Below are 22,664 nucleotides of genomic sequence, written 5' to 3' on the forward strand. Positions count from 1 at the left end.
AGAATAATCTACGGCAGGAGTGTGAAGATGATTTTCCTTACGTTTGCAATATGTTTACAAATTACTCATATACAGTAGATAAACGCTTCATGCGTTACGCACAGATAGATACACAGTCGGACCCGATGAGCAACACTTTTCCTACCACGGAAAAACAGAAGGATCTTTCCCGGTTGCTGGTAAAGGAATTACAGGAAATGGGTATTACCGATGCAGCACTGGACGAACATGGTTATGTATACGCCACCATTCCGGCCAACACCGACAAAAAAGTGCCGGTGATCTGCTTTTGTTCACATGTGGATACTTCTTCAGACAGCAGCGGCACCGGCGTGAAGCCAATTGTGCATCGCCAGTACAATGGGGGCGATATTGTGTTGCCCGACGATGAAACAGTGGTGATCAGTGCAAAAGAACATCCTTACCTGGCCAGCAAAAAAGGCGACGATATTATTACTGCCAGTGGCACCACGCTCCTGGGAGCAGACGATAAGGCCGGCGTGGCCGAAATCATGGACGCCGCCAACTTCCTGATGACGCATCCGGAAGTGAAGCATGGCGCTATCCGCATCCTGTTTACGCCGGATGAGGAAGTGGGCCGCGGTGTGGAAAAAGTGGATATGAGGAAGTTGGCCGCAGATTTTGGTTATACCATGGACGGCGGTGAACTGGGCTCCCTGGAAGATGAAAACTTTTCGGCTGACGGCGCCAGGATCACAGTGTATGGCATCAGCGCCCACCCGGGTGCTGCAAAAGATAAACTGGTAAGCGCGATCAAAATAGCCGGTGAAATCGTAGATGCGTTACCGAAAGACGGTCTTTCCCCTGAAACCACCGACGACCGGGAGGGCTTTATTCACCCGGTTCGCATACAGGGCACTGTGGAAAAAACGGAGATCGATTTTATTATACGTGATTTTGAAACTGACCACCTTGAAGCACATGAAACTTTCCTGCGCCGGATCATGGATAAGGTGCTGGCAAAGCACCATGGCGCAAAGGCTACGCTGAAAGTAACAGAGCAATACCGCAATATGAAAGAGGTGCTGGTAAATCACCCCGAGGTAACGGCCAATGCGGCAGAAGCCATTCGCCGTGCAGGGTGTGCAGCCCCTGAGAATGAGCATCCGCGGTGGTACCGACGGTTCCCGCTTGTCGTTTATGGGCCTGCCGTGCCCCAATATTTTTACCGGTGAAATGGCGCTTCACAGCAAACATGAATACGTGAGCATACAGGATATGCAGAAAGCCGTGCAAACAATTGTGTATCTGGCACAGGTTTGGGAAGAGAAGGCGTAAAATATTGCCACGCACATTCGCAAATATTTTATTACTTTAACCGTTTATAGTAGTGTTCTACTTATGCACCCGTTAAAATATAGTTCATGTTGTTAGGTTTTATTACATTATTACAGGATTCTTTATCGTCTCTTCCGGCTGATTCAGCAGCCCTGGCAGCTGGTGCTGCCGGAGCCCCGGCGCCGGAAATCCATCTGATAGATATGCTGATGAAAGGCGGTGTGCTGATGATCCCCCTGGGAATACTTTCGCTGATAGCGGTATATGTATTCGTGGAAAGGGCCATCACCATCAGTAAAGCCGGCCGGTTGCCTGATAACTTTATGCCCATGATCCGTGATCAGATCACCACGGGTAACATGCAATCTGCCAGATCACTGGCAAAAAATACCTACGGACCAATCGCCCGTATGATCGAGAAAGGGATTCAGCGCATAGGCAAGCCTATTGAGAATATTGAAAAATCCATGGAGAATGTGGGTAAGCTGGAAATTTACCGGATGGAAAAGAACCTGGTGATCCTGTCTATCATTGCAGGCATTGCCCCTATGTTCGGCTTCCTCGGTACAATTGCAGGGATGATCCAAACCTTTTTTAATATCTCCATCACCTCTGATATCACACTGGGCACCATTGCCGGCGGTATCTATGTAAAAATGATTACTTCCGCCTCCGGTTTAATTATCGGTATCGTGGCCTTTATCGGCTACAGTTACCTGAACGCCCAGATAGACAAGGTAGTAAACAAGATGGAAGGCGCTTCTGCTGAATTCATCGATATTTTGCAGGAACCAACCCGCTAAAACCACCCTCATGAATTTACGCAGACGAAATAAGAGACAGGTGGAAATGCACAACTCAGCACTGAATGACATCCTGTTCATTCTGTTGTTGTTCTTCCTTATTGTTTCCACCCTGGCTAATCCGAATGTGATCAAACTGCTGCTGCCGAAAGCAAAGAGCAATACCAAGTCGAAACAAACGGTAGTAGTGAGTATTAACGATAAACGCGAGTTTTTTGTAGGCACCAATAAAGTAACCTTTGATCACCTGAAACAGGCGCTGGCGCCTTCTATCGGCAATGAAAAGATTGATCCCACCATTGTTATCAATGCGGAAAAATCTGTACCGGTGGAAGATGTAGTGAGCGTGATGGAAGTGGCCAGGGAGATGGGAGCCAAAGTAGTATTGGCCACCGCACATAAGTAATAATGCCTTTAATGTATAGCAGACCTGGTGGTGCGATACCACCAGGTCTTTTTTATTTTATGCCTTCTTTCCTTTTACCATCCTGTCTTTCCCGAACATATCCTGTTTCAGCGTTACTGCGGTAAACCCGATACTTTCCATCAGTGCCACTACTTCTTTTCCCAGCGCCTCGTTGATCTCAAAATAGAGGGCGCCGCCGGGAACCAGCCTGGAATGTGCCATTTCGGAGATATGTCGATAAAACAGCAGGGCATCATTATCGGGAACAAACAGGGCCAGTGATGGCTCGAAGCCCCAAACCAGCTGTTGCATGGAGGTTTGCTCACTCTGCGTGATATACGGGGGATTGCTCACAATCATGTCAAACTCCGGTAAACCGGCCATCTGTTCAGGGTTCAATGCATCAAGGTGCAGGAACTCTACTTCCAGCCGTTGGCGTGCTGCATTGCTGCGCGCTACTTCCAGCGCGCCTTCACTTACATCAATGGCAGATACCTGCGCATCCGGCAGTGATTTTTTCAGTGCCAGCGGAATACATCCGCTGCCGGTGCCTACGTCCAGCAAGTGAAGCCGGTGGCGGTGTGCCGCATCCTGCACCATCCATTCTACCAGTTCTTCTGTTTCGGGGCGGGGAATAAGTACATTTTTATTAACTATGAGTTCCATGCCGTAAAACCAGCTGGTGCCGGTGATATATTGTACCGGTTCATGGCGTTGCAGCGCTTCTATGGCTGCCTGGAGACGTTGCTTCTGATCGGGGGAAAGGATTTTTGTTTTGTGGACAATCCTGTCCAGTTTACTCATACCCGTTAGATATTCCATTATGATATGTGCGATGTTGGCGGCTTCCCGCTCATCATATAGTTCACTGATGGCGCCTGTAATATAGGTAAAGGCCGTTTGTATAGTCAATATAATCAGTTTAAGGCATGTGACAGGAAAAGTGCAAACCTGGGGGAGCGGCATTTTCCATTCGTTAAAAACGATACTTTTGCAAAAATATTACTTCGCGCGGTGATTATGAATAGCACGTTCAATGAATTTTATATGCAGCGTTGCCTTGAACTGGCTGCTATGGGAGCCGGTCAGGTGGCGCCTAATCCAATGGTGGGCGCCGTACTGGTACACCAGGGGCGTATCATCGGGGAGGGCTATCACCGGCAGTACGGGCAGGCCCACGCGGAAGTGAACTGTGTGAACAGTGTGGCCCCGGAAGAACGTTCGCTCATTCCGCTGGCTACCATGTATGTAAGCCTGGAACCCTGCGCGCATCACGGTAAAACGCCGCCCTGCGCAGATCTTATCGTATCACAGGGCATCCGGCAGGTGGTGATTGGCTGCGTGGATACCTTTTCAGCAGTAGCCGGAAAGGGTATTGAAAAACTGGAGACAGCCGGTGTACAGGTGCAAACAGGCGTGCTGGAAGCAGCCTGCCGGCAAATCAACCGCCGCTTTTTTACTTTTCATGAACAACAACGGCCTTATATTGTACTGAAGTGGGCGCAAACCAGCAATGGCCTGATCGCCGGCGCAGGCGGGGCGCCCGTGCGGATATCCAATCAATACAGCGACCGCCTGGTGCATAAATGGCGTAGCGAAGAAATGGGCATCCTGGCAGGTACCCGCACTGCCATAAATGATAACCCCCGGCTCAACAACCGGCTGTGGACCGGTAAAGACCCGGTACGCCTGATTATTGACCGGGATCTGAAAGTGCCGCGGTCCCATCATGTGTGGGATGGCAGCATTCCTACCATCTTTATCACTGCCGCATTGGCGGAAACCCACGGTCTTACCGAAACCCTGCCACTGGATTTCAATACCGCCCTGTTGCCGCAACTGATGCAGCAATTACACCGGCGGCAGATCCAGAGCATCCTGGTGGAAGGCGGCCAGGCGGTGCTGCAGCAATTCATTGCGGCCGGTTTGTGGGATGAGGCGCGTGTTATAACCGGTACGGGTACACTACCGGAAGGACTGGCAGCGCCGGTACTCACCAACGCATTGCTCACGCATACCCTGCAGGTAGCGGGCGATCGTATCGATTTTTATCATCCCGCGCAGCTTTAAGCGCGTATTAAATTATTTTGATGGAGGTTTATTTTACAATTGATAAAACAGCAGTCGCAGAGTTCAAAGACAGGGGCAGCAAATTTCTCGCATACGCATTTCCTGTTAAATCGCCGGAAGAAGTAAAAGAATGCCTTGCAGAGGTGAAAAAAGAACACCCAAAGGCCACCCATCACTGTTATGCTTACCGCCTTGGCACCGCGGGGCTCCAGTTCCGCGCCAGCGACGATGGAGAGCCTTCCGGCTCAGCAGGCAAGCCCATCCTGGGGCAAATAGACAGTAAACAGATTACGGATGTGCTCATTGTAGTAGTGCGTTATTTCGGCGGCAGCCTGCTCGGTGTACCGGGGCTTATCAACGCTTATAAGATGAGCGCCGCTATGGTGCTGCAACTGATCCCCGTGATCCAGAAAAACATAGAAGCAAAATACCACCTCAGCTTCGACTATACCATCATGAACGACGTGATGATGGTGGTAAAGCAAAATAACTGCACCGTTATCTCACAGGAACTTCAGTTGTTCTGCGAAATGGTGATAGGCGTTCCGAAATCAGGTGAAGAACTTTGTCTGCTGCGCTTAAAAGATATTTACGGATTGCAGGTGCAACCGCAAAAAAATTAATAAGAAGAATGGATGATCCTGGTAAGCGGGCGGATGTTACAACATGTAGATAGGAATCCGTACTTCAGGATCATCTTCCCCCAAAAAATAACCCTGAAAATATTTTCCCCATTTCCATAAAATGAGGGGGTTGTAATATAAATTTCCTTAAATTTAATTTTGTTAACTAGGATTTCCTTAACCCGTTTTTCAGGTATTTTTTGAGATGAGAGTTGCTTATACAGCAGCACCCATCCAGCTTTTTCAGATCAGATATAGGACCATATTAATTTAAAAGCCCCCCTGTATATGTTACATACCATAACAACCGTATCTATTGCTGACAAACAGTTTAAACAATTTCATTCCCTGCGCCTGGAACAACAGTTACAGGGACATCATCATTTTGAGCTAAAAATAGGCTACGACTGGCTGCAGGAACTGGGCCCCGGTATAGTGTCGGCTACCAAAGCATTTCTGGGAAAAGAAGTGAGCATTACCATACAGGCCTTTGAACAATTACAAACCTATGAACCGCTTATTTTCAATGGTATTGTGATGTCTGTGAGCTCGGGCAAAGAAAGTGACGGCACCCACGGCTTTTGCGTGATCCGCGGATACAGCCCCACTATTCTGCTGAGTAACGACCTGCATGTACAGACCTTTGAAAACCAGGACCTGGGCGCTATTGTAAACACAACGCTGAAAGCCTGCGGCCCATATGTGGCACGCCCGATGGTAGACCCCAATACCACATCGCCGCTGAAGTATATAGTACAATACAAAGAAACATCATTCGACTTCCTCCACCGGCTCTCCGAGCGGTTCGGGGAATGGTTTTTTTATAACGGGCAACAATTGGTTTTTGGAAAATATCAACCCCGCGAAGTATCGTTGGTTCACCTGGTTGACCTCATGAGCTTCGACCTCGAAATGAAGGTGCAACCCAACAATCAGCAGTTGAACGGATTTGACTACCGGAACAATAAAGTAGTGGAAAATACCACGGTGGCACAGCCCGCCGGAAAAGTCAATGACTATACCTCGCATGTACAGGGACTAAGCGAAAAATTATACAGCAATACATCCACCTATAAAATGACCCACGCCTTTACCAGCAATGCCAAAGCAGAACTGGATACGCTGGTAACCCGGCAGAAAAAAGGACGTATGGCCGCTATGGTGCAACTGAAAGGCAGCAGCAGGCATACTGCGCTCCGCGTAGGAGATCATATCTCTATCCAGGAGAACGTATATGCAAAAGATGATCATGGGAAATTCATGATCTGGGGCCTCACCCATCACGTAACCGGCAACGGCGACTATTACAACGAGTTTGAAGGTATCCCTGCAGATGCGGCCGCTCCGCCGGTGAACCTGGAAAATATGCCTTTCTGTGAGGCGCAGAGCGCCATTGTAGTAGACAATCATGATCCGAAGGACCTGGGAAGGGTAAGGGCCCGTTTCAAATGGCAGCAACAAGGCATGACCCCCTGGATGAGGGTGGTTGGCCCGCACGCTGGTGGCAGCAAAGGCATGTACATGGTACCGGAAAAAGGGGAAGAAGTGGTAGTGGATTTTGAAGGAGGGAACCCCGAACTTCCCTTCGTGCTGGGAACCACTTATAACGGGGAAGGTAAGTCGGGATTTGGTACTGCCAACAACGACATGAAAGCCATCCGTACCCGCACCGGCATCTCCATTTTGCTGAATGATGCCGATGGCAGCGTTACCGTTTCAGATAAAGCCGGTAACACCATCTTCATTGATGGCACAGATAAAATGTCCCTCTTCTCCAAAACAAAAATGTCCATATCTTCCAAAGAAGTTGAAATAACCTCAGAGAAATTCAGCATCGCAGCCTCCGAGCAGGGCTCTATCACAGCCAAGAAAGGAATCTACCTGGAAGGCACCGAAACGGTAACCGTAAACAGTAAAGACGCTATCGTGAAAGGAGGAGAGTCACTCACCTTGTTATCGAAAGACCTGCTGGCGTCCGGAAGCAAAAATGCCAACGTTACCGGCGCCTCCGTTTCGGTAAATGGTACAAAAGATGTTACCGTGACCGGGCATGGCGACGTAGTAGTTTCCGGCGGGCTGGTGAAAATAAATTCCTGATCCTTAAAGCTCACTTATGACAACCTCACCAACTATCGGGCAGGAGTTTTATAAAGTAAGGGAAACATGGGCTGCCGCCGACCGTGATCACCAATGGAAACTGGCTATCTGGCTGATACAGTATGCGGATGTGGAAATTATCGATAAATTCCTGGAAACCGAACGTACCGCCATTGGTGTTTTTAAAGAGATATTTTTCAGATTCGATTCCCCTTACCAGGAAGATCACGAGGCATATGAACAGTCGCTGTGGAATGAATTCCTGGAATGGTTTGAGCCCGTACCCCGCGAAGAATATGATGTTTACGGTGCCCTGAAAAAAGACGGGCTGCTGAAAACAGATTATCAGCCCGACCGCCACCTCGCACCAACAGTACAAAGCATCTGGAAAGAACTGCGGCGTTTTATGGGCTGTGTGCACGGACTGGAAGAAACCGGGTGCTGTATTTATTTTCCTCCCTTAAGACCCGAGCAGCCCGATGCAGGCGCCTGGTATGCTGATGTACTGAAAAAAGGACTGCCGGACGGTATCCGGCTTGTTACGATAGATATAGCGGCTAATTCCCGTATAACCATACCGAGAACATTTGCCCACCAGGTAAAGATATTACAGCCATCACTGCAAATGGTGGCCGCTATTAACCATGAAATGGATAAAGGCGGTGGCAATTCCGACACCATCAGTGTAGATGCACGTTTCCGTAAACAGATCCGTAAAGTGATGGATTGTACCACACAACCCGATTCACCCACGCTCGACCAGGAAATATCGGTGCTGCTTTCACTGAGCAAAAAAATGGGGGGCGAGCCTCATGAAGTAGCTGGTATGATGATAGCCGCACAGGCTTATTTCATGGCGCGTGAATCCGATAAGAGCGCAGGCTACGCCGATAAAGCCATCCGGTTGTCGAGGCAGCTGATGGACAGGAATGATCCCGCAGGGTATCCCACCTGGAAATCCTGTGTGATGATCCGCGCCGCCATACTGGCCGGTAAGAAGAAAAGAAAACAGGCCATTGCACTCTATGAAGCGCTGGCGCTGGAGGCCGTGAATAAAGGCGATGCTTTTATGATCATGGAAGGATACCGGCTTTGCGGTCACCTGCATTATGAACTGGGGCAAATGAATACGGCTTTTGAAAACCTGTTGCTGTCAATGACCGGCGGCAGTTACCTGGAACGGGAAGTAAGAAGACAATCCACTTTCCTGCATGCCGCAGCAATGGCTGTACACCTCTGTGAAAAGATCCGCGGGCCGGAAGATCTGGCAATACTGGAAAGCAACTTACAGGAATTATTGGGCGACGACTGGCATACATTGTTACAGGCAGATGGTATGGATAAAGCCACTGTAAGACGTAAATCAACCTTGTTTGAGTTTAACTAAGATCCTATCCCAAGAGGGAGTAAAGTAATCATATCATGGCTGTAGAAAACAAAGGCTTTGGGGCATTATTTGCAGAAAAGAAAAACTCACTGGACCATATCCAGAAAGGAATGGCCAGTATCCTACCTGCTTTCCCGGGAATGCCCGCTGCAAAATATTTTGACCTCGGCATAGGCATCGACTTTCACGATTCCGTATTTCCTCCTTCGCCGTTATTGCCGGTGCCGCACATCGGTATGGTGTTCGATATCATAGGCGCTATTATGGCTGCTATTGCCAGTGTAGTGCCACCACCGCCACCTCCTCCGCCAGTGGAGGAAGGGAAAGAACCCGCACCGGAACCATTCTCGCTGGCTGCCACCGCACAAATGCTGGTACATGCGCTCAGCCCTTCGGTAAAAGTTCATAACCAATGGGTAGCCAATGCAGGTACACCTATCCTGCATTTACCCGCCATCATTGCACACTTGCCCTTCCCGATCGTGAAGCCCAAAGCAGCTTCTGAAATGTGGATGGGTAGTTCTACCGTGCTGGCAGATGGCGGCCCTTTTTCTACGCAGTTCCATCCGGCATTGTCGTGTAACCTGGTAGGACTTCCTTCGCCGCCAAGGCTGAATAAAAAAAGTACGGCTATGGCGCTGATGGCGCCCACGTCCATGTTGCTGATCATGACATCCTCCGGAAAACCGGTATTGGTAGGCGGTCCGCCGACCATCGACCTGTTTCAGCTGATGTTTAAGCTGGGCCTGAAAGGAATGTCCAAAGCAGCAGGCGCGGTTTTGCAGAAAACCGTCAATAAAATGGAAAGCCGGTTTCCCAAACTGGCTGGTATGCTGCAGGACTTTAAATGTAAAAGATTTGGAGAACCAGTGGATGCCGTAACCGGCAGGGTGGTTTCCAACAATATAGATTTTGAATTGCCCGGACCTATCCCACTGGTATGGGAACGCACGTATTACAGCGACGCAGAAGTGCCAGGGCCATTAGGGTACAACTGGCACCATAGCTACAATCTCAGCCTGTATGACCTGCGTAACGGTTACTTCAGCATCCGCCTGGCAGACGGCCGCGAAACCGTGATGCCGGCAATACCGCCAAACAGCAGCTATTTCAACAGGGGAGAGCAGTTATGGTGGCGCCGTGACAGCAGTGGCTATTACCTGGAAGATAAAGAACAACTTCAATATCGCTTCAGCGCCCGGCCCGGGCCCGATGGCAGTTGTATGTTATCTGAAATCCGCAACCCCGCCGGGTTCCATATCCAGTTCCGGTATAACGGGCAAGGCTATCTGCAACGGATCGTGGATAGCAGCAACCGGCTGTTACAGGTAACCACCGATGACTATGGCCGCATTGAAGATATTTACACCCACAAAGGAGCAGAAGTTATTCACCTGGTACGTTATTCCTTTGATGAAGGCGGTAATCTTAGCAGCACTACCAATGCGCGGGATGTCAGCAAATACTTTTTTTATAAAGGACACTTATTGGTGCGGCTAACGAACCAGAGCGGAATGAATTTTTACTGGGAATATGAAGGTAAGGGAGATGATGCACGCTGTGTGCATACGTGGGGAGACGAAGGCGTACTGGAATACCATGCACGATATGAAAAAGGGAAAACCATTGTTACTAACGGTCTTGGGCACACGACAACTTACTATTACGACGAACGTCAGCTTATTTATAAATTCATTGATGGCAATGGCGGCGTTACCCTGCAGCATTACAACAGGTATGACGAACTGGAAGTAGTGGTAGATCCTGCCGGCAACACTGAGAAATACGAATACGACGCCTTTGGAAATAAAGTGAAAGAAACCAATGGTAACGGGGAATCCACCTTGTTTTATTTTGATGAAGAGCAGCGCTTAACAGGGCTTAAAACGCCCGGTGGCAAACGAATGGAATGGATGTTCAACGACGAAGGGCTGATAGTGAGGAAAAAGAACATGGAGGGAGTGGTAACGAAATACAGGTATACAGGCCCTTATCTTACCCATGTAACCTATAAAAATGGCCGCACCTTTGAGCTGGAATATGATGAGCAACATAACCTCAGCAAAATTACGTCACCTGAAAATGCACAGCGCCACTGGAAGTATGATGAATTGGGGCAGTTGATAAAAGAAACCACTGAAACGGGTTACTGGTACGCATATGAGTATGATGTTGCCGGTAATGTTATTCGCGTGGAAGAAGCCGATGGCAGTATTCATCTGTTTAGCTACGACGCCGCTGACAACATGATAAAGGCAGGAGACGGCCATCGGGAAGTAAGTTTTACTTATGGACCACTGGGCGTGTTAACGGGAAGAAGTCAGCATGGCGTAAATGTCCGGTTTAATTATGACAAGGAGTTGCAGTTACGCAGTATTGCCAATGAAGGAGGAGAGCTGTACCGGCAGGAGCCGGATGCAAACGGGAATATCATTAATGAATGGGGCTTCGATGGTGTGCATTACCACTACGAGCGGGATGCCGCAGGCCGTGTGAAAAAGATATTCCGGCCAGACAATCGCTGGACTGCCTGCGAATATGATGGTACCGGTTTACTGGTGCGGGAGGAGTACAGTGACGGCAGCGTAACGGCATATGGATATAACAAAGACGGGCAGCTGACAGGCGCCTTCAATGAAGACGGTGCAGTTACCATTCAACGCGATGCGTATGGCCACACTATCGGTGAAATACAAGGCGCTTACGCAGTAACCCGCGAATATAATGAATGGGGAGAATCGGTTTTTGTAGGAAGTACGTTGGGCGCGGCTATTCACCTGGAACACCATGCCGCAGGATATGTAGATGGAATGCAGGCAACTGATGGAACCGATAATTCCTGGCAGGCGCAGTGGAAACATAATGAAAGTGGATTGGAAGTATTGCGGATGTTATCCGGTGGAGTAACCGTGCAAACGCAGCGTGATAAGCAGGGAAAGGTGGTGAGGCAATCTATCGGGGTACATAAGGCAGAACAGAGCCGCATTCGTTATGAATGGGGAAGAAATACAAAGCTGCGGCGGATGGTGAATGAACTGAATGGTGCGCAGGCGCAGTTTTCCTACGATGAATTTGATAACCTGGTAAGTGCCACCTACGGTCAATCAAACGGTAACGCGGTCGACACCGTTTATCGCATACCCGATAAGCTGGGGCATCTTTTCAGAACTCCTGCACGAACTGATCGCGTGTATGGCAAAGGCGGACGCCTGCTGGAATGCCCGGATTACTTCTATTACTATGATGGAGAAGGAAATCTTATCTGCAAGGAATTCCGTCACAACCACCAGGTAGCGGAAGATAAGCAGGTATGGGCCAAAGCAAACAAAATAGTGTTGAAGGGAAGCCGTACCGGCTGGGTATATGAGTGGAAAGCAAACGGATGGCTGTGGAAAGTGATCACACCGGCGGGAGGAGAAATTGTATTCAGTTATGATCCGCTGGGAAGGCGTATTGCGAAGGTAAATAAGCGGAAGCAGGAGGTAACCCGCTGGTTATGGGATGGCAATGTGCCATTGCATGAATGGCAGTATACAGGTGATTATCCACCACACCTGGAAGCAGTAGCCGATGGGGCGTTGCAGATTGAACAGGAGCCGGTAGACAACCTGGTAACCTGGGTATTTGAAGAAAGTTCCCTGGTACCCTGCGCGAAGCTCACCGCAGCAGGATCTTACAGTATTGTTGCAGATCACCTTGGTACGCCGGTGCACGCATTTGATACATCAGGAAATAAAGTTTGGGAGCGCGAACTTGATTGCTACGGAAAAGTGAGACGCCTGCATGGTGATAAAACATTTTGTAATTATCTTTATCAGGGACAATATGAAGACGCCGAAACAGGGTTAAGTTATAACAGGTTCCGGTATTACGACTCCGGAAGCGGCATGTATATTTCCCAGGATCCAATTGGATTGCTGGGAGGTATGAAGTTTTACAGCTATGTGCATGATCCGAATAGCTGGGTAGATGTGTATGGATTGGCTGGTGGTGCAGGAGCGGGATCAGGCAGGGGCTGGCTCAACTGGGCCAAACAATGGCATGATAAACGTGCCGATGAGATATTTGGAACAGGTAATAAGGGACGGTCTATCAGCGGTCGTAATTATGATAAATATTATGACGGCAAGGATATTGAGTTCAAATCTGATAACTTCTCCAAAGGCCCGAGATCAAAAGAATCTTTAGCCAGGATGGATAAACAGATAGATAAAGATATTGCCAACAAAGTTGCCGGAAGAGCAGATCCGCACTGGCATTTTGATCATGATCCAGGTGTAGCGACAGAAATGAAGGCTTTACTGAAGAAAATGGATGATGCCGGCATAACGCGTACACATGGTAAAACATACCCTGGTCACCACTAAAATAAGAGATATAGTATGTCTGAATTTTTTAGCGTAGTCAATGAATTTGAAGATCTGATTAAGCAATTTGATTTTAAACAGCCGAAGAAATTATGGTATTCCCATTTGGTGGCATTGAGCAAGCATATCGAAGATATTTTCTATTGTTATGTCATCGCCAGGGTGTATAAGGAGGATGGTTCCCTGCAAACCACTTTGTGGGTTGGACCTATTGACAGGCCTGATGATGGGCTTAGTAGCCTTTCGGCTCACATTAAGGTGGATATTGGCTACACCCAAGTCCTTGATGAGAATTTTTTCCGGAATTGTGAAAAGAAGATCATCCGCCTGATCGAAGAAGGAGCTTTAACGTCATTATTGGCTACCTCAAAAAAAGAGTTGGCAGATCCGTCTGTCAATAACAGAAGACATGAGGTATATACCGCTTATCTGTTACCTTTTTTCAGGAAGATTTTAGCCGTAACAGACAGTGATGTAAAAGTGCTGAAGAGCAAAACGAAATGTGAAGCAGTGATTGAAAAAGAGTTTTCAAATCTGGAAGGTGAGATGAAAGCATTCTTTGATAAATTTGGACTGAAGGCTACTAAAGACAGCATTTGGGAGTTATGCTACATTTATTCTCTGTAGCATGCAGTATGATAGCTGATAAATTTCAACCTTTTATATAATCTCATTATACAAGGCCTTTAGCAATTGACAAAGTCAATCGCTAAAGGCCTTTTTATTAAAACCGCCCGCTTACAACAAGGTCTTTACTACCGGGCGTATATTTATAAAATCCTTCACCGCTTTTAACACCAAGATAACCCGCTGTAACCATGTTTACCAGCAGCGGGCAGGGTGCGTATTTTGGATTGCCAAAGCCGTCGTGCAGCACCTGCAGGATAGAGAGGCAAACATCCAGCCCGATGAAATCGGCCAGCTGCAGTGGTCCCATCGGATGGGCCATTCCCAGTTTCATGACCGTATCAATTTCCGCTACACCGGCTACACCTTCAAAGAGGGAGCAGATAGCTTCGTTGATCATGGGCATCAGGATGCGGTTGGCGATAAAGCCGGGATAATCATTTACTACGCAGGGAACTTTTTCCAGTTTTTCGGAAAGTGCCACGATCGTGTTGGTTACTTCTTTATCAGTTGCATAGCCATTGATGATTTCGACCAGTTTCATCACCGGTACGGGATTCATGAAGTGCATGCCTATTACTTTTGCCGGGCGTTTGGTAACTGCGGCAATTTTTGTAATAGAGATAGAAGAGGTGTTGGTAGCGAGAATGGCGTCAGCAGGAGCATGGAGGTCGAGGTCCTGGAATATTTTCAGTTTCAGCGCAATATTTTCTGTAGCGGCTTCCACTACCAGGGATACTTCTTTTACGCCGGTTGCCAGGTCGGTTTGCAGGGAAATATTACTGAGGGTATCAGTTTTTACGGCTTCGGTAATAGTGCCTTTTGCCACCTGGCGGTCCAGGTTTTTGGTAATGGTTTGCAGCGCCTTATCCAGTGCGGGGGCCGAAACATCTATCAGGTTTACGGCGTAGCCGTGTTGGGCAAATACATGCGCAATACCATTTCCCATAGTACCAGCGCCTATAACCGCAATTTTTTGCATGGTGTAGTGATTTGTCGGAATTGAATAAGGCGCTAATTTAAGGTATTACGCGTTACAGTTAGTAACTGCCATAACTATCGTCTTTCCTTTTAAAGTCGCCCTGTTTCCAGGCCTGGATAAACTGGGCCCATGCCAGTGGATTAAAGATATTTTGCGGAGGTGGCTGACCGGCATAATAAAGGCTTTGCGCCTGTTTCTTGAGGTATTGACTGGTGCCTTCCGTGCCGTCCATAGGTGTATAACGGGCCATGGCGCGAAGCCTGGCATTACTGGTATTTTTTCGTGCTACCTCATAGGCATCATCGGGAATGTCCATATTGGCAAAGGCCCTTTCAAATTCTTCCCTGGAAAGATAAGGTTTGATAATAGTTACAGGGAGATAGGTGGTATCTTCCACCATCAGTTGTATCAGAGAAAAGCTATTGCCTTTGATATCCGGAGGTATGCGGTAATTTTTATGCTTGAAACCTACTGCGGTGAACGACAGGGTATCGCCTTTGAATACAACGATAGAGAATATACCGGATCTGTTGGAGATAGTACCCCTGTTTTGCCCCTTTACCAGGATGCTCACCGCGGGGATGGCCCGCAGGCTGTCTGCCGTCATGGTAATACCCGAAATTTGTATAACGCTGTCTCTGAATTCCGCGATCTGAGCTTTCAAAAGGAAAGGAGATAAAACGAAAACAATTATGAGTGACAGTATGTAGGATCTTTTCTGATGCATGCCGGCCCTAAGATATAAAAATTTAATTACGTGTTTCCATGCAGTTGATCACCTGCTCAGAGAAATTGTAAATTAAATCCCAATTGGGTTAACTTTGCTGTCTGGATTCAAAATTAACAACAATTTATGATCACGAAAGAGCAGGTTTTAAAGGCCCTGAGCAACGTAGAAGAGCCGGATCTGGGCAAGGATCTCGTTACGCTGAACATGGTAAAAGATATAGAGATTGATGGCAATAAAGTGAAATTTACGGTCATTCTTACCACGCCCGCCTGTCCGTTAAAGGACCTGATCCGCAATGCCTGTGTGAACGCTATTCACATGCTGGTAAGCAAGGATGCCGAAGTGGAAGTTGTCATGACGGCCAATGTAAATACCAAAAGAGCAAACGGGCAGGGTGTCCTGTCTAATGTAAAAAATATCATTGTGGTGGCCTCCGGAAAGGGAGGAGTGGGTAAATCCACTGTGGCAGCCAACCTGGCGCTGGCTTTGGGCCGTGATGGCGCCAAAGTAGGGCTGATGGATGCGGATATCTATGGTCCTTCCGTTCCCATTATGTTCGGATTACGCGGCGAAAGGCCCCTGATGGTGAATGTAGATGGCAAAGGCATGATCCAGCCGATTGAAAAGTTTGGTATCAAGGTGATGTCCATCGGTTTGCTGATAGATGAAAGACAGGCGGTGGTATGGCGCGGACCTATGGCCAGCAGTGCTTTGAAGCAATTTATTACGGATGTATACTGGGATGAACTGGATTACCTCATTATCGATATGCCGCCCGGCACCGGTGATATTCACCTCACCCTGGTACAAACAGTGCCTGTTACCGGCGCTGTGATTGTAACCACGCCGCAGGATGTAGCCCTGGCAGATGCCAAAAAAGGCATTTCCATGTTCATGGGACAGCAGATTAATGTGCCAATTCTCGGATTAGTGGAAAATATGGCCTATTTCACCCCTGCTGAACTGCCGGAAAATAAATATTACATTTTTGGAAAAGAAGGTGGAAAACAACTGGCAGAAGAAATGGATATTCCGTTCCTTGGCCAGATTCCGCTGGTACAAAGCATCCGCGAAGGCGGTGATGCCGGTGTGCCCGCTATGGCCGGCGACGATAAAATAACCCGCAAGGCTTTCCTGGATGTTGCCGGCGCAGCTGCACGCAGCATCGCTATGCGCAACGCCAATGTTGCTCCTACCAGGATTGTAGAAATTATTGTATAAAAGAATCATCCGTTACGGATTACAGATAGGAATATCTGTGATCCGTAATTTTTTTCTCTAACAACTCCGTATGTATACACCAAAACTCACCCGGGAAACCAACTGGGATACTATTGCCAATTTTATCAGGGAGAATGGTTTTGGATTGCTGATCAATACAGATAATGCCGGAACCCCGCATGCTACGCATATTCCCATGACCTTGGTGGAAAAAACACCGGGAGAATTTGTTTTACACGGACATATCGCAAGGATCAATCCCCAGTGGGAATGGTTTGAGAAAAATGAAACGCTGGCGGTGTTTTCAGGACATCATGCGTATATTTCTTCCTCGTGGTATGAAAAGGAAAAGATACCTACCTGGAATTACATGGCCGTGCATATTCACGGTACCATCCGTATCCAGGAAGAAGCAGAAGTAGTACAGGCGCTGGGCGCGCTGGTGGATCACTACGAGGCGGCATCTGCCTGCCCGGTGCATATCAGCGATATTGATGATAAAACACTCAGCAACAATGTAAAAGCTATTGTGGGATTTGAAATGAGCATCCGCGAGGTAAATGCCAATTATAAGCTCAGCCAGAATAAAAAAGATGCGGATTATTTCAGCGTAATCGTTCATCTGCGGGCATTGGGCGATGAAAATTCATTACGTGTGGCTGCAGAAATGGAAGCCCGCCGGTCAACCCAAAAATAGACGGAAACATTTTATTTTTGTTGATGGTCGTAATCCCAAAAAGGAATATCTTTATTTTAATCTTCCGCGTTAAAAAAATATCCAACATTGTCGGTAAACCACAACTACCACAGTGAATAAATAGCGTTGTTTTTCAATTACAGGTAATCATAATATGTTTAAAGAAGCGTCAATGCTTAAGTTTTTCTTAACTTTGCGCCCCAAATTAACCGACTATGAATCGACAGGAATTGGTGAATCTGATTAAGGAAAAGCAGTCTTACCTGTGTGTAGGACTGGATACGGACATTCAAAAGATTCCAAAACACCTGCTTTCTCATGCAGATCCGGTGTTTGCCTTTAACAAGGCGATTATTGACGCTACCAAAGATCTTTGTGTGGCGTATAAAATTAATACAGCCTTTTACGAAAGTATGGGCATGCGCGGCTGGGAAAGTTTACAACGGACCATTGAGTATATCCCGGACGGGATATTTACTATTGCAGACGCCAAACGTGGTGATATCGGCAATACTTCCACCCAGTACGCCAAAACATTTTTCGAAACCTATAAGTTCGATTCAGTGACTGTTGCGCCTTACATGGGTAAAGACAGTGTAACGCCTTTTCTCCAGTTCTCTGAAAAATGGGCGATCCTGCTGGGATTAACCTCCAATGAAGGCAGCCAGGATTTCCAGATGCAACAGATCGGAGATGAGTTCCTTTTTGAAAAAGTGCTGAAAGCCGGCATGGAATGGGGCACTCCGGACAACCTCATGTTCGTGATTGGGGCTACCCAGTCTTCACAGCTGGGATATATCCGTAAACTGGTACCTGACCATTTCTTCCTGGTACCAGGTGTGGGCGCTCAGGGCGGAAGCCTCGAGGAAATTTCCACACAAGCCATGAATAAGGATTGCGGACTGCTGGTAAACGCCAGTCGCGCTATCATTTATGCAGGTAATGGAGACGATTTTGCTACAGACGCCCGTCGCATAGCAAAACAATACCAGGTGGAAATGGCCGGGTATCTCAACAAGATTGTAGCTACTGTGTAAATAACTTTTTAATACCGGTACCTGGCAGCTGCGGTTTGCAGCAGGCGCCAGGTACCGGCATCTCCCTGATCTTTTACTTGAAAATACAGTTCTTTACGGTCCACCACGGCTTTACCTCGAAATTCAGCCGGCCCGCTATTACAGCAGCATCCTTGTTCACCAGCGACACTACCTCCAGGCTGTCTTTACAATCCATAATTAAAATACCACGCAGTTCTTCATCATTTTCAAAAGGACCCGCTACCAGCAATTTGCCGGCAGTTGCCATTTTATTGATATTGTCCATGTGAGCCTGTTGGATTTTTGCCGCAAGGGCAGTATCCTGGTTCCGGACGGGACCTTTCTTTAGCAGAACCATCCAATACCTTTTTAATTCAGGTGGTGCGCCTGATTTGACTTTTGGGGGGAGCACTTTGCTTAGTGCAACAGATTGTAATGGTGTGGGGTGAAATGATAACATCACAATGACTAAAAATCCCAATAGCAAAAGCGCAGGTATAACTTTGCTTGCCATAGTTGTCGAATTTGATGGAAAGGTACAAACTTGTCATGAAAAAACGTGATTGTTGTGCAGGTATTTTGCAGAAAAAAAATATAGGTTCCATGGCTGAAATCTCCCCGTGGACGTGGTTCCTAACAGGTAATTTCTTATATTGGGTATTAAACCCGTAGTTAATGCAACAAGATCTGTTTCAGTCGCCTGATTATTTTGCCATTGATGATTTGCTGAAAGAAGAACACCTTTTGATCCGCGACGCCGTACGCCAATGGGTAAAGAAAGAAGTATCCCCCATTATTGAAGACTACTGCCAGCGCGCCGCTTTCCCATCACAGATTTTAGCAGGACTCGGAGAACTGGGTTGCTTCGGCCCTACCATCCCGGTGGAATACGGAGGTGGCGGAATGGATCATATTGCTTACGGACTGATGATGCAGGAACTGGAGCGGGGCGACAGCGGCATACGGTCTACTGCTTCGGTACAGGGTTCGCTGGTGATGTTCCCGATCTATACTTTTGGCAGCGAAGCACAGAAAAAGAAATACCTGCCTAAACTGGCTACGGGAGAAATGATGGGCTGTTTTGGCCTTACTGAACCGGACCACGGCTCCAACCCCGCCGGAATGCTTACCAATTTCCGGGAAGAAGGAGATCATGTGATCCTGAACGGCGCAAAAATGTGGATCTCCAATGCGCCATTTGCGGATATCGCTGTAGTGTGGGCGAAGGATGAAGGTAGTGTGATCCGTGGTATCATTGTGGAGCGAGGAATGGAAGGTTTTACCACGCCGGAAACAAAAGGGAAGTGGAGTTTGCGGGCCAGTGCTACAGGGGAACTGGTATTTGATAATGTAAAAGTACCTAAAGAAAATATTTTGCCGGAAGCCCGCGGGTTAAAAGGCCCGTTAACCTGCCTTTCTTCTGCGCGTTATGGTATTGCCTGGGGAGTGATGGGCGCGGCGATGGATTGCTACGATACGGCCCTCAGATACGCGAAAGAACGGATCCAGTTTGATCGCCCTATAGGCGGATTTCAGCTTACGCAGAAGAAACTGGCGGAGATGATCACTGAAATCACCAAAGCGCAGTTGCTCAACTGGCGGCTTGGCGTATTAAAAAATGAAGGGAAAGCCACGGCTGCCCAGATTTCAATGGCCAAGCGCAATTCCTGTGAAGTGGCTGCCAATATTGCCCGCAACGCCCGCAGTATTCTCGGCGGAATGGGCATTACCGGCGAATTCCCGGTAATGCGGCATATGATGAACCTGGAAAGCGTAATGACTTACGAAGGAACACACGAAATACATTTACTCATTACCGGTATGGATGTTACCGGGTTAGACGCATTTAAATAGCAGTATAAGTGTTTAGCCGCTTATACTCACTGCCAACAGCTGTACATGAAACGATTTTTTTTTCTGGCCATTCTCGGGTGGTCTGCCAACACCCGGGCGCAGCAGGCGCCTGCCCTGAAGCTGATCACCTGCGAAGGGAAAGCACAGGGCACTTATTATCTCGTGAAATATTTATCGGCCGATACTACGTCAATGGATAAACGCATTGATTCTTTATTTGGAGTAATCGATCAGTCGTTGTCCCTGTATAAACCCGGATCAGCCATCAACCGGTTTAATGAAACCGGCCATATCACGATGGATGAGCACATGAAAGCGGTTATCCGGAAAGCCTTGTTTACGAGTAAAGCCACCAATGGCCTCTTTGATATTACGGTAAAGCCGCTGGTATACCTCTGGGGATTTGGCGTTACCAAACCTTCTTTTAAAGGCGTGCCGCCACCGGACAGTATCAAGGCCGCTATGTCGTATATTGGTTACCGTTATCTCCGTGTAAAAGGCAACCAGCTGTATGCTGCAAAGAAAGGCGTGCAGATCGATTGCAATGGTATTGCCCAGGGATATACGGTAGATGTGATCGGGCATTTTTTATCGCAACAGGGAATCGATAATTACCTGGTGGATGTAGGAGGGGAGTTGTGTGCAAAAGGGCATAACCATCAGCATAAAGTATGGAGTGTAGGGATAGAAAGGCCATCGCCCGGCGATACTACCTATGAGCCGGTACAGGGGCTGGTACGGCTTCCTGGTAAAGGCATCGCTACCAGCGGGAATTACCGCCGCTTTTTTGACCAGGGGCGTACACGTTTTGCGCATACAATCCATCCGGGAACAGGGATAGCGCTGCATAATAATATTATCAGCGTAACGGTGATTGCAAAGGATTGTTTTACTGCCGATGCTTTTGATAACCCGCTTATCCTGATGGGTGTGGAAAAGGGGCTCGCCTATATTGCACAGCATCCGGAGTATGGACTGGAAGCTATTTATATTTATAAAGGCACAGATGGCGCCATTAAGGAAGCCTTTAGTAAAGGCTTTAAGGCGTATATGGAGTTCTGAAAAAAAATGTCCCGTTCGCTGGTTCACGGACGGGACTCACACTCACACTTTCTTCCTAGAATATGGACTCAAAAGGATTTAGTTCAATGAGAACTTCAATCCAATATTTCCCTGAACGGTATTGTAATTAGTGATATCGCCATACTTATAAGGCGCGTAGTTATACCGTACATTGGCATTGAACATCAACGGTGAAGCCTTGCCAAAAGGCACATTGATGCCTATTTCCGGGCTCACGAGGAATTGCCAGCTGTTATCTTTCTCTACAAATTCACCCCAGTATTTTTCATAATTCATATTAGCGGTACCTACACCTACGGTAGCATATGGAATAACGGCTGCAGCAGGTTTTGTGAATGCATAACTCACCGTTGCCTGGATCGGGATTACCTGCAATGTGCGTGACTGAACAGCAGATACATCGCCTTGTTTATCGGGATATACTGCACGCGGAAGCCGTTCGTAAAAGTCCTGGAACCCGGAACGTATTCCTACGGACCACTGGTTGTTCAATTGATATTGGAGCCCTGCACTCCAGCCACGGAAGCTGGTTTTATCGGAATAATCCTTTAATGAGCCAAGGGGCTGTGCAATGGAATAATTCACATCTACGGATAAAGGCGGACGAACCTGTGCGGATACTGCCTGGGCAGCAAAACATCCGGCAAAAATCAATATCCAGTTTCTTATCTTTTTCATTTCCTGTCAGTTTAAAAGTTCTCAATCAACATTAATTAGCGGTTTTACTCAGGTAAGGTGATTGGGCAAAAGATGCCTGCACCATTGAATCGATGTTACCGATACTCCATACGCCTGAGCCTCGCCATAATGAATTCCATACAGCTGTCAGCTTATTGTTCTTGGGGTTTTTGAGGTCAAACACATCGATGGCTACCTGTCTTTCGTTCACCTGGTAAACCGTGTAATAGGAAGGCCAGTACCAGCCGCCACCCGGATATCCCCAGTAACCAGGATCCCAGTAGCCGCCGCCGCCCCACCATCCCGGGTTCCAGGAGATGTTGGTATAGGAGTTGTCGATACGTGTGAGGTTGACAGCCAGATCAGGTTTGGCGGCTTTGCTCACAAGGGTGTAACCCCGTTGCTGCATAGCAGTGCTTACGGAGGCAATCAGTTTTTTGTCGTAGTCGGTCAGCTCTTTTTTAGCTGAATCGCTGCTACGTGTCAGCACGGCCACTGAATCTACTATGCTAAAAGTGGAATAAGAGGTGAAATTAGCGGTGCTGTCGTGGTTAGTGATGTAGATCCTCGACTCTTCATTAGTCATATCTTTCAGGGGATCTTTACGGCAGCTACTGAATGAAACCATCGCTACCAACGCGGCAGCGGCACTGAATAAAAACAAAGTTCTTTTCATGTCCTAGCGTATTAATTTAAAAAAATA

At 47.7% G+C, this 22,664-nt stretch carries 20 protein-coding genes; 14 read left to right on the forward strand and 6 right to left on the reverse strand.

What is annotated here, in order from left to right; translation table 11 throughout:
- Window positions 1-50: 50 nt before the first annotated feature.
- The 3 genes from pepT (at window position 51) to QFZ48_RS17310 (ending at window position 2,508) form a co-directional block, all read left to right on the forward strand.
- Complete coding sequence (pepT, locus tag QFZ48_RS17300; RefSeq protein ID WP_429063078.1) at window positions 51-1,196, forward strand: peptidase T; 1,146 nt, start codon at window positions 51-53, stop codon at window positions 1,194-1,196.
- A 189-nt stretch (window positions 1,197-1,385) separates the two neighbouring features.
- Window positions 1,386-2,102 (forward strand): MotA/TolQ/ExbB proton channel family protein, encoded by a 717-nt coding sequence (locus QFZ48_RS17305; protein WP_079470399.1) that lies wholly within the window; start codon window positions 1,386-1,388, stop codon window positions 2,100-2,102.
- Window positions 2,103-2,112: 10 nt separating this feature from the next.
- Window positions 2,113-2,508 (forward strand): ExbD/TolR family protein, encoded by a 396-nt coding sequence (locus tag QFZ48_RS17310; RefSeq protein ID WP_079470398.1) that lies wholly within the window; start codon window positions 2,113-2,115, stop codon window positions 2,506-2,508.
- Window positions 2,509-2,565: 57 nt separating this feature from the next.
- On the opposite strand, the gene prmC is transcribed toward QFZ48_RS17310, so the two are convergent.
- Window positions 2,566-3,420, reverse strand: coding sequence for a peptide chain release factor N(5)-glutamine methyltransferase (gene prmC / locus QFZ48_RS17315; RefSeq protein ID WP_429050812.1), 855 nt, complete (start codon window positions 3,418-3,420; stop codon window positions 2,566-2,568).
- A gap of 108 nt (window positions 3,421-3,528) precedes the next feature.
- On the opposite strand from prmC, the gene ribD reads away from it, so the two are divergent.
- From ribD to QFZ48_RS17345, 6 genes are all read left to right on the forward strand, one after another.
- The gene (gene ribD / locus QFZ48_RS17320) at window positions 3,529-4,578 is read left to right on the forward strand and encodes a bifunctional diaminohydroxyphosphoribosylaminopyrimidine deaminase/5-amino-6-(5-phosphoribosylamino)uracil reductase RibD (protein ID WP_429063079.1); all 1,050 of its coding nucleotides are present in this window, start codon (window positions 3,529-3,531) and stop codon (window positions 4,576-4,578) included.
- A 20-nt stretch (window positions 4,579-4,598) separates the two neighbouring features.
- Window positions 4,599-5,201, forward strand: coding sequence for an IMPACT family protein (locus QFZ48_RS17325; RefSeq protein ID WP_370908389.1), 603 nt, complete (start codon window positions 4,599-4,601; stop codon window positions 5,199-5,201).
- Window positions 5,202-5,489: 288 nt separating this feature from the next.
- The gene (locus QFZ48_RS17330; RefSeq protein WP_370908388.1) at window positions 5,490-7,298 is read left to right on the forward strand and encodes a type VI secretion system Vgr family protein; all 1,809 of its coding nucleotides are present in this window, start codon (window positions 5,490-5,492) and stop codon (window positions 7,296-7,298) included.
- Between the two features lie 16 nt (window positions 7,299-7,314).
- On the forward strand, window positions 7,315-8,685 hold the full coding sequence (locus QFZ48_RS17335) for a hypothetical protein (protein ID WP_429063080.1): 1,371 nt from the start codon (window positions 7,315-7,317) through the stop codon (window positions 8,683-8,685).
- Between the two features lie 35 nt (window positions 8,686-8,720).
- The gene (locus tag QFZ48_RS17340) at window positions 8,721-13,052 is read left to right on the forward strand and encodes a DUF6531 domain-containing protein (RefSeq protein ID WP_429063081.1); all 4,332 of its coding nucleotides are present in this window, start codon (window positions 8,721-8,723) and stop codon (window positions 13,050-13,052) included.
- Window positions 13,053-13,067: 15 nt separating this feature from the next.
- Window positions 13,068-13,679 carry an Imm25 family immunity protein gene (locus tag QFZ48_RS17345; RefSeq protein WP_429063082.1) on the forward strand — a complete coding sequence of 204 codons (612 nt, stop codon included), beginning with the start codon at window positions 13,068-13,070 and terminating at the stop codon, window positions 13,677-13,679.
- A 97-nt stretch (window positions 13,680-13,776) separates the two neighbouring features.
- Here QFZ48_RS17345 and QFZ48_RS17350 read toward each other — a convergent pair whose 3' ends face one another.
- Both QFZ48_RS17350 and QFZ48_RS17355 read right to left on the reverse strand, forming a co-directional pair.
- Window positions 13,777-14,661 (reverse strand): 3-hydroxyacyl-CoA dehydrogenase family protein, encoded by an 885-nt coding sequence (locus QFZ48_RS17350; RefSeq protein WP_429063083.1) that lies wholly within the window; start codon window positions 14,659-14,661, stop codon window positions 13,777-13,779.
- Between the two features lie 58 nt (window positions 14,662-14,719).
- A complete protein-coding gene (locus tag QFZ48_RS17355) occupies window positions 14,720-15,325 on the reverse strand; it encodes a carboxypeptidase-like regulatory domain-containing protein (RefSeq protein WP_429050806.1) in 606 nt (201 codons plus the stop codon).
- 189 nt (window positions 15,326-15,514) lie between these two features.
- Between QFZ48_RS17355 and QFZ48_RS17360 the strand changes: the two genes are divergently transcribed.
- The 3 genes from QFZ48_RS17360 to pyrF all read left to right on the forward strand — a co-directional run bounded on the left by QFZ48_RS17360 (window position 15,515) and on the right by pyrF (window position 18,346).
- Window positions 15,515-16,612, forward strand: a complete 1,098-nt coding sequence (locus QFZ48_RS17360; RefSeq protein ID WP_370908382.1) for an Mrp/NBP35 family ATP-binding protein — start codon at window positions 15,515-15,517, stop codon at window positions 16,610-16,612.
- 70 nt (window positions 16,613-16,682) lie between these two features.
- Window positions 16,683-17,309: an FMN-binding negative transcriptional regulator gene (locus QFZ48_RS17365; protein ID WP_429063084.1), complete on the forward strand. Its 627-nt coding sequence runs from the start codon at window positions 16,683-16,685 to the stop codon at window positions 17,307-17,309.
- A 215-nt stretch (window positions 17,310-17,524) separates the two neighbouring features.
- Window positions 17,525-18,346, forward strand: coding sequence for an orotidine-5'-phosphate decarboxylase (pyrF, locus tag QFZ48_RS17370; protein ID WP_429050804.1), 822 nt, complete (start codon window positions 17,525-17,527; stop codon window positions 18,344-18,346).
- 73 nt (window positions 18,347-18,419) lie between these two features.
- Here pyrF and QFZ48_RS17375 read toward each other — a convergent pair whose 3' ends face one another.
- The gene (locus QFZ48_RS17375) at window positions 18,420-18,704 is read right to left on the reverse strand and encodes a YciI family protein (RefSeq protein ID WP_370908379.1); all 285 of its coding nucleotides are present in this window, start codon (window positions 18,702-18,704) and stop codon (window positions 18,420-18,422) included.
- A gap of 317 nt (window positions 18,705-19,021) precedes the next feature.
- Here QFZ48_RS17375 and QFZ48_RS17380 point away from each other — a divergent pair, with 317 nt between their 5' ends.
- Together QFZ48_RS17380 and QFZ48_RS17385 are read left to right on the forward strand one after the other, a co-directional pair.
- Window positions 19,022-20,200: an acyl-CoA dehydrogenase family protein gene (locus tag QFZ48_RS17380; protein WP_429063085.1), complete on the forward strand. Its 1,179-nt coding sequence runs from the start codon at window positions 19,022-19,024 to the stop codon at window positions 20,198-20,200.
- Between the two features lie 45 nt (window positions 20,201-20,245).
- Window positions 20,246-21,262 carry an FAD:protein FMN transferase gene (locus QFZ48_RS17385; RefSeq protein WP_429050802.1) on the forward strand — a complete coding sequence of 339 codons (1,017 nt, stop codon included), beginning with the start codon at window positions 20,246-20,248 and terminating at the stop codon, window positions 21,260-21,262.
- Between the two features lie 78 nt (window positions 21,263-21,340).
- Here QFZ48_RS17385 and QFZ48_RS17390 read toward each other — a convergent pair whose 3' ends face one another.
- A complete protein-coding gene (locus tag QFZ48_RS17390) occupies window positions 21,341-21,961 on the reverse strand; it encodes an outer membrane beta-barrel protein (RefSeq protein WP_429050801.1) in 621 nt (206 codons plus the stop codon).
- Window positions 21,962-21,992: 31 nt separating this feature from the next.
- A complete protein-coding gene (locus tag QFZ48_RS17395) occupies window positions 21,993-22,637 on the reverse strand; it encodes a DUF4136 domain-containing protein (RefSeq protein WP_429050800.1) in 645 nt (214 codons plus the stop codon).
- Between the last annotated feature and the right edge of the window lie 27 nt (window positions 22,638-22,664).

The sequence above is a fragment of the Chitinophaga sp. W2I13 genome (genome assembly GCF_050434005.1).
GTDB lineage: Bacteria > Bacteroidota > Bacteroidia > Chitinophagales > Chitinophagaceae > Chitinophaga.

Bases quoted from the DNA above. Each gene is read 5' to 3' on its own strand.
- pepT (WP_429063078.1), top strand. From the start codon at position 51: ATGTTTACAAATTACTCATATACAGTAGATAAACGCTTCATGCGTTAC.
- QFZ48_RS17305 (WP_079470399.1), top strand. From the start codon at position 1,386: ATGTTGTTAGGTTTTATTACATTATTACAGGATTCTTTATCGTCTCTT.
- QFZ48_RS17310 (WP_079470398.1), top strand. From the start codon at position 2,113: ATGAATTTACGCAGACGAAATAAGAGACAGGTGGAAATGCACAACTCA.
- ribD (WP_429063079.1), top strand. From the start codon at position 3,529: ATGAATAGCACGTTCAATGAATTTTATATGCAGCGTTGCCTTGAACTG.
- QFZ48_RS17325 (WP_370908389.1), top strand. From the start codon at position 4,599: ATGGAGGTTTATTTTACAATTGATAAAACAGCAGTCGCAGAGTTCAAA.
- QFZ48_RS17330 (WP_370908388.1), top strand. From the start codon at position 5,490: ATGTTACATACCATAACAACCGTATCTATTGCTGACAAACAGTTTAAA.
- QFZ48_RS17335 (WP_429063080.1), top strand. From the start codon at position 7,315: ATGACAACCTCACCAACTATCGGGCAGGAGTTTTATAAAGTAAGGGAA.
- QFZ48_RS17340 (WP_429063081.1), top strand. From the start codon at position 8,721: ATGGCTGTAGAAAACAAAGGCTTTGGGGCATTATTTGCAGAAAAGAAA.
- QFZ48_RS17345 (WP_429063082.1), top strand. From the start codon at position 13,068: ATGTCTGAATTTTTTAGCGTAGTCAATGAATTTGAAGATCTGATTAAG.
- QFZ48_RS17350 (WP_429063083.1), bottom strand. From the start codon at position 14,661: ATGCAAAAAATTGCGGTTATAGGCGCTGGTACTATGGGAAATGGTATT.
- QFZ48_RS17360 (WP_370908382.1), top strand. From the start codon at position 15,515: ATGATCACGAAAGAGCAGGTTTTAAAGGCCCTGAGCAACGTAGAAGAG.
- QFZ48_RS17365 (WP_429063084.1), top strand. From the start codon at position 16,683: ATGTATACACCAAAACTCACCCGGGAAACCAACTGGGATACTATTGCC.
- pyrF (WP_429050804.1), top strand. From the start codon at position 17,525: ATGAATCGACAGGAATTGGTGAATCTGATTAAGGAAAAGCAGTCTTAC.
- QFZ48_RS17375 (WP_370908379.1), bottom strand. From the start codon at position 18,704: ATGGTTCTGCTAAAGAAAGGTCCCGTCCGGAACCAGGATACTGCCCTT.
- QFZ48_RS17380 (WP_429063085.1), top strand. From the start codon at position 19,022: ATGCAACAAGATCTGTTTCAGTCGCCTGATTATTTTGCCATTGATGAT.
- QFZ48_RS17385 (WP_429050802.1), top strand. From the start codon at position 20,246: ATGAAACGATTTTTTTTTCTGGCCATTCTCGGGTGGTCTGCCAACACC.
- QFZ48_RS17390 (WP_429050801.1), bottom strand. From the start codon at position 21,961: ATGAAAAAGATAAGAAACTGGATATTGATTTTTGCCGGATGTTTTGCT.
- QFZ48_RS17395 (WP_429050800.1), bottom strand. From the start codon at position 22,637: ATGAAAAGAACTTTGTTTTTATTCAGTGCCGCTGCCGCGTTGGTAGCG.